The organism is Bacillus sp. S4 (assembly GCF_040838205.1).
Taxonomy (GTDB): domain Bacteria; phylum Bacillota; class Bacilli; order Bacillales; family Bacillaceae_G; genus Bacillus_A; species Bacillus_A cereus_U.
The window spans coordinates 1-1,599 of the sequence record NZ_JBFPJI010000496.1 but is presented as its reverse complement, the minus strand read 5'-3'; the positions used below and the strand labels follow the sequence as shown (position 1 = coordinate 1,599).

Here is a 1,599-nt window from a genome sequence, read left to right as displayed (position 1 = left end):
AAAAAATACCGATTATACTTCCTGGAACTGGGAGGTGTGCCTGTTTTGAAATCCATTCACCTGTCCAAGCGAAACAAAATAATAATAAAATTTGTCCGCTTAACTTCCACCATTTCATACAGTAACCACCTTTTTGTTTTTTTACATAAAAATTGTAAAAAATAATTCGCAATTTCTACTATACGTTCATTCGAAATATTTGTCTAATATATAAATTATATGTTATTAATATATTAGATGTATTAATCGAAAATGAAAAGGGTGTCCAAAATGGAATTACGGCATTTGCAATATTTTGTTGTAGTGGCAGAGGAATTGCACTTTGGACGAGCAGCTGCTCGTTTACAAATGACACAACCCCCGCTTAGTCAACAAATTCAGCAATTAGAAAAAGAAATGGAAGTTATGTTATTTTCAAGAACGAAGAGAAAGGTTGAATTAACAGAAGCGGGAGAAATGTTTTTAAAAGAAGTAAAAAAAGCGTTTGAACAAATTGAAAAAGCAGTAGAAGTCGCACAAAGTGCTCAAAGGGGAGAAGTGGGATCACTTTCAATTGGTTTTGTAGGTGCGGCGATATATGATATTTTACCGTCAATCGTCAGGGAGTATAGAAAGAAATTTCCAAGAGTGTCTGTTGCATTACATGAATTGTCAACACCGGATCAGGTGCATGCACTTCATGATAATCGAATTGATATTGGATTTTTACGTCCGCCAATTCCAACGCAATTACTTGAGTTAGAACCAATTCAAAAACTTTCGTGTACGTTATGTTTACCGAAGGCACATCCACTTGCTGAAAAGGACGAAATACATATCGAAGATTTAAGGGATGAACCTTTCGTATTTATTACGAGACCAGTATGGCCAGCGTTATACGATACAATTTTATCGCTTTGCCGCGATGTAGGTTTTAGTCCGCATATTGTACAAGAAGCAACGGAGTATCAAACTGTCATGGGGCTTGTAGCAGCAGGTATTGGAATTACAGTAATACCTGTATCCGCAAATAAATTGTATAAAACAGAAGTTGTATATAAAGAGTTATGTGATTCTAATTTTGTTGCAGAAATGTCAGTGGCTTATAAAAAAATGAATAACAATCCAGAGTTGTTAGAGTTTTTGAAAATTGCAAGAGAGAAGAAACGAATAGAAATAGGAGATGAGAAGGACGAGTAGTAATCGTGACGAAAAAGCGATTTAATTTATATATATAAAAGTACACCTTGTTAAAAAATAAAGAGGAAAGGCATTTGAGTTGCCTTTCCTCTTTATTGTTCTTTTTTTAGCTCGATACTAAATAGATAAACGTGTTCGTTTTCTTTTAAGAGTAACTCAATGCCTGGTTCTTCATCAATTGTAGGAACACTTAAAGTATCTTTACTTGTTTTTATTACAGCGGCTAAAATCGTTTTTTGATTGTATTTTACGTTTTTAGTAGATTGAATTGTAGTGGTTGCAGAACTATTTATGCTTGGAGGAGCTACTGCAGGAACAAGTGTTGAACCACCTTCGATATTAATGTACCATTGACCTTTTTCTTGTACATCTTTATCAAATTGGAAATATGGTGGTATGAAAGAAAGCCTTATTTTATTT

General features: G+C 34.0%; 2 protein-coding genes and 1 pseudogene. 1 reads left to right on the top strand and 2 read right to left on the bottom strand.

What is annotated here, in order from left to right:
- Positions 1–118: pseudogene (locus tag AB3X48_RS21975) on the bottom strand (CidA/LrgA family holin-like protein); the annotation flags it as partial.
- A 152-nt stretch (positions 119–270) separates the two neighbouring features.
- Between AB3X48_RS21975 and alsR the strand changes: the two are divergent.
- Positions 271–1,179, top strand: a complete 909-nt coding sequence (gene alsR / locus AB3X48_RS21970; RefSeq protein WP_002160879.1) for an acetoin biosynthesis transcriptional regulator AlsR — start codon at positions 271–273, stop codon at positions 1,177–1,179.
- A 92-nt stretch (positions 1,180–1,271) separates the two neighbouring features.
- Here alsR and AB3X48_RS21965 read toward each other — a convergent pair.
- A partial coding sequence (locus tag AB3X48_RS21965) for a YgaN family protein (RefSeq protein ID WP_503413928.1) occupies positions 1,272–1,599 on the bottom strand: 328 nt, incomplete at its 5' end.

What these genes read in the sequence shown, in the direction of transcription:
- alsR (WP_002160879.1), top strand. Translation starts at nt 271, where the DNA reads ATGGAATTACGGCATTTGCAATATTTTGTTGTAGTGGCAGAGGAATTG.